This is a genomic window from Lentzea sp. NPDC006480 (assembly GCF_040611995.1).
GTDB lineage: Bacteria > Actinomycetota > Actinomycetes > Mycobacteriales > Pseudonocardiaceae > Lentzea.
Genome location: NZ_JBEXPJ010000295.1, coordinates 1 through 5,156, shown reverse-complemented (window position 1 = coordinate 5,156; position 5,156 = coordinate 1). Strand labels below are relative to the sequence as shown.

Here is a 5,156-nt window from a genome sequence, read left to right as displayed (position 1 = left end):
GACCTGAACTCCCTGTTCGCCGGCGGGTTCAGCCTGGACGAGATCGTTGAGGCGTTGCGGTCGGCGCAGGAGGTCAATCTCGACGATTACCTCGCTGATCTGGCAGCGCAGATCGCCGCCGATCCAGACACCGGCGGGAAGTACGACTCGATCTTCGCGGACCTGCGGCCGACCAACTTCCCCGACCGGGAGACTTGGGACGCGGCGTGGGACGCGCGTCTTCAGCAGGCTCTCCGTGAGCTCGGCGAGTTGCCCGCCGACGAGGTCGATGCGCTGCGCAGCGCCGCTCGAATCGCGACGGGCATCGACCCGGATGACAGCGTCGTAGGCGCGGTCGATCGCGAATGGCAGCACGGCCTGATCGCGCTCGTTTCGCTACAGCTAAAGGAAGACATGGTGGTCCTCGCGCCGGATGCGTGTGCCAAGGCCGCGTATGATCTGGCACGCTGGGCCACTATCGACCGGAGCGTGGCGTCGTGGGGCGTGCCGCTGACTGGGCTGCGCGGTGAGCAGCTGAACATCCCGGGCGGCGTCAGCCAGGACGGCGCGATCTCCGTGGCTCGTGGCATCGTTCAGGAGATCAGCACTCGCTTCAACGTGAACGTGGACTCCGCGCAAGGTGTGATTGCCCAGACGCATGACTATCCCTACGCGCCCGCGATGGACTATGCCGCTGTGCGTACACGGCCGTGGCACCTGGACGAGTTGCGCAGCGTGCGGGACGCGTTGGCGCACTTCGCGCCGTTGCTGGGTAACAGTCGTGCCGGCTCTACGAGAGGGCACGAGGAACAGGAGGTCCGGTCGGTCAGCGCGGTCACCTTCAGACTCGACCAGGGCGGCATCATCCCGAAGGCTGTCAGTGAGTACGTCGGCCAGTTCCACAACTTTTCGCTGTTCTCCGACGCCGAGGTCGGCGACTTCGGCGGCGGTGTGCGCGGCGTCGAATCGGCTGCCACGCGTGAGATTGCGCGCGGTGTGCTCGGCTACGTGCAGGACGTCTTCACGATCGCGTTCGATACGTGGGACGACGACGGTCGCGCGATCCTCGTGGAACACGCCGAGAAGCCGGTCGGGGGAGCGTTGACGGCGGAGGCCGACTTCATCGCGTCGATCGAAGCCAGCCGCCTCGACTTGGCCGCCTTCGCGAAGGAGTCGCCGTTGCACGCCAGGGCGATCGAGCGGCTGTCGAAGAAATATCCGGATCTGTTCGAGAGCGACAAGGACGCCGAGCGCCTGGCCGCGGAGCTTCGCAGCGAGCTGCCCGCGTTCAACGTCACGGTCCGCGCATGGACGGCGGACGGCTGGCCGAACTTCCGCAACGAGCGTCCGATCACGCAGTACGGCGCGATCAACCCGGCGGAAGACCTCGCCGAGACGGCGATGTACTACTTCATCGAGCCGGACACGCTGCGGGCGCGGGCGCCGAAACGCGCGGCATTCTTCGACGACCTGGTGCAGGGCTGGTCGCTCGAGGGCACTTCGACGCCCGCGTCGCGCAACCTCGTGGCGTCTGGTAGCCCTGGCGACTCCGAGTTCGACCAGTCGGGCCGCGTCGGCTCGACCGCTGACAGCGCCCCAGATGATGATCGCGGCGTGAGGCTCGGGACGGAGCCGAACAAGGGCACGGGGCGCACAGATGCCCACATCGAGATCGGCACACCGGTGTCGCGGAAGTCCACGGACGACGAGGCCGGGCCGCAGGTTCAGACCATGTCAGGTCCGACACAGGACACCGCGCCAGCGTCTGCGGCGCACGGCCCGAAGCGTTTCTCGCAGGTCGTCGCGGATCGCCACAAGTGGTTGTTCGTCATCAACCCCGACGATCACAAGGAGGCGCTCACGAAGTTCCCCGCGAATCCGGGTTCGTTGTATGATCATCAGCTGTCGCCTGGGTTCCAGAGGTCGATGCTCACGACGTTCGGCAGCGTCCTGGACGGCGACGTTGTGCAGGTCGAGACGCTGGATTGGTCCCAGTACGCCGAGGTGCACGCGCTGGCCACCTCGTGGACCGCTGGTCTCTTCAAGATGACCGGGGTTGGCGACAGTGTGGGTTCCTTCCCGATAGGCGAGCGCGCCCTGGCTGCCGACCTGTTGGACGAGCGGGTTCTCGGCCGGCGGTTGATCGCCACCCCGGAGGATCGCAGGGCAGCTATTGATGCGGGCGAGCAGGAGCCGCTGACCCTGCTCCGGGTGATCGACGGCATGCCGATCATCTACGCCATGTACGGGGCGGAGGACACGCCTGCCGCGGTGACTGCCATGTTCGACGACTTCCGTACGGCTGTCGACAACGCGCGGGATGACTCGGATCGTCTTCTTCACGCGATCGGTCAACTCGTGCGGAGACTGCACGTTCTCCACCCCTTCTTGGATGGGAACGGGCGGGTGAACATCTTCGTGCTGATGCAGCGTTTGCTGTTGGAATACGGATTCCGCCCGGTCGTTCACTCGGACCTGAACTCCCTGTTCGCCGGCGGGTTCAGCCTGGACGAGATCGTTGAGGCGTTGCGGTCGGCGCAGGAGGTCAATCTCGACGATTACCTCGCCGACCTGGCGGCGCAGATCGCCTCCGACCCCGACAGCGGCTCCAGAAACGACTCCGAGCTGGAACTCGGCCTTCCGGCGCCGATGCAGTCCACGCCGGACACCGGCAGGGACTATGACGCGATCTTCGCAGGCCTGCGCCCGTCGAACTTCCCCGACATAGGGACGTGGAACGCGGCGTGGGACGCGCGTCTGGAGCAGGCTCGCGATGACCTCCGGGCGGTGCCCGCCAGTGAGGCCAAGGCGTTGCGCAGCGCCGCTCACATCGCGACAGGTGTCCCCCGCGCCGCACTGTCCGGAGTAGGCCCGTATGAAAGCACCGTGGGCTCGATCGCCCGCAAACGGCTGCGCGGCCTGATCGCGCTCGTCTCGCTGCAGCTAAAGGACGACGCCACCCTCCCGGCTGATGTACGCAAAAAGGCCGCTTACGATCTGTTCAGCTGGGCCATGATCGTCTGGTGCCTGACGTCGCCGGGCGTGTTGCTGACGCGCCGCGGTGAGCAGCTGAAGATCCCGGACGGCGTCAGCCAGCGCGCCGCGATCTACGAGGCTCTCGACATCGTCCAGGAGATCAACACCCGCTTCAACGTGAGCGTGCACTCCGTGCAAGGTGTGGCGGCCCAAACGCATCAGTATCCCGATGTGCCCGCGATGGACTACGACGCAGTGCGTACACGGCCGTGGAGCCTGGATGAGCTACGCGGGGTGTTGGCTGCGTTGAGGCATTTCGCGCCGTTGCTGGGTGGCCGTCGCGCCAACTCCACGCGCAGGCTCGAGGAACAGGAGATCCGGTCGGTCAGCGCGGTCACATTCAGCCTCAACGACGACGGCATCATCCCGAAAGCTGACGGCGAATACGTCGCCCCGTTCCGCAACTTCTCGCTGTTCTCCACCGGTGAGGTCAGCGACTTCGGCGGCGGTGTGCGCGGCATCGAATCGCTTGCCACGCGTGAGATTGCGTACGGCCTGCTCGACTACGTGCTGGATGACTTCATGGTCGCGTTCGGTACGTGGCACGCCGACGGTCGCTCGATCCTCGTGGAACACGCCGAGGAGCCGGTCGGGGGAGCGTTGACGGCGGTGGGCGATTTCATCGCGTCGATCGAGGCCGGCCGCGATGACTTGGCCGATTTCAGGAAGCGGTCGCCGAAGCACGCCGGGGCGATCAGTCAGCTGTGGATGAAATTTCCGGACCTGTTCGAGAGCGATAAGGACGCCGAATATCTGGCCGCGGAGCTGAGCGAGCACCTGCCGGCGTTCAACGATGAGGTTGGGGCGTGGACGGCGGACGGCTGGCCGAACTTCCGCAACGAGCGTCCGATCACGCAGTACGGCGCGACCGACCCGGCGGAAGACCTCGCCGAGTCGGTTAAGTACTACTTCCTCGACCCTCAGGCGTTGCGAGAGCGGGCGCCGCAGCGGTTCGCTTTCCTCGACTCGCTCGTGCAGAGCTGGTCACTCGACAGCACTGCCAGGCCGGGCGAACTCGTGGCGTCCGGCAACCCCGATAACCGCAGCGACTCCGACTCGGATTCCAACTCGCGCTCCGAACCGGGCGATCCGGACGGCTTTGACGATCATGACAGCAGCGATGGCGACCGCGACTTCGACGAGGACCGGGATTCGCAGCACGGAGACAAGCACGAGTCCGATGTGGACGACGAGCAGAGCGAGGGCATGAGCCGTGCTGGCACCCACATCGAGATCGCCGCGCCGATGTCGCGGAAGCCCGCGGACGGCGGCGAGGCCAGGCCGCAGGTCCCGGCCATGGCCGATCCCGATCGGGACACCGCGCCAGCGAGTACGGTGCACGGGCCGAAGCATCGATACTTCTCACAGGTCGTCGAGGATCACCAGAAGTGGTTGTTCGTCATCAACCCCAACGATCACAAGGAGGCCCTCAAGAAGTTCCCCGCGAATCCGGGTTCGTTGTATGACCACCAGCTGTCGCCTGGGCTCCAGAAGTCGATGCTGACCGCGTTCGGCAGTGTTCTGGACGGCGACGTTGTGCATGTCGCGACGCTAGATTGGCCCAAGTACGCCGAAGTGCACACGCTGGCCACCTCGCGAACCCCTGGTAACTTCGCACTGAGCGGAGATGATGGGGTCACGTGGGTTTCCTTCTGGATGGGCGAGCGCGCCCTGGCTGCCGACCTGTTGGACGAGCGGGTTCTCGGTCGGCGGTTGATCGCCACTCCGGAGGATCGCCGGGCTGCCTTGGATGCGGGTGAGCAGGAGCCGTTGACCCTGATCCTGGAGATCGACGGCATGCTGAGGGTCGACGCCATCTGCAGGGCGGAGGACACGCCCGCCGTGGTGAATGCCATGTTCGACGACTTCCGTACGGCTGTCGACAACGCGCGGGATGACTCGGATCGTCTTCTTCACGCGATCGGTCAACTCGTGCGGAGACTGCACGTTCTCCACCCCTTCTTGGATGGGAACGGGCGGGTGAACATCTTCGTGCTGATGCAGCGTTTGCTGTTGGAATACGGATTCCGCCCGGTCGTTCACTCGGACCTGAACTCCCTGTTCGCCGGCGGGTTCAGCCTGGACGAGATCGTTGAGGCGTTGCGGTCGGCGCAGGAGGTCAATCTCGACGATTACCTCGC

The 5,156-nt window shown here is 65.5% G+C and carries 1 pseudogene; it reads left to right on the top strand.

The features are described 5' to 3' along the window. Positions 1 to 5,156 (top strand): annotated as a pseudogene (locus tag ABZX92_RS45000) (hypothetical protein); the annotation flags it as partial.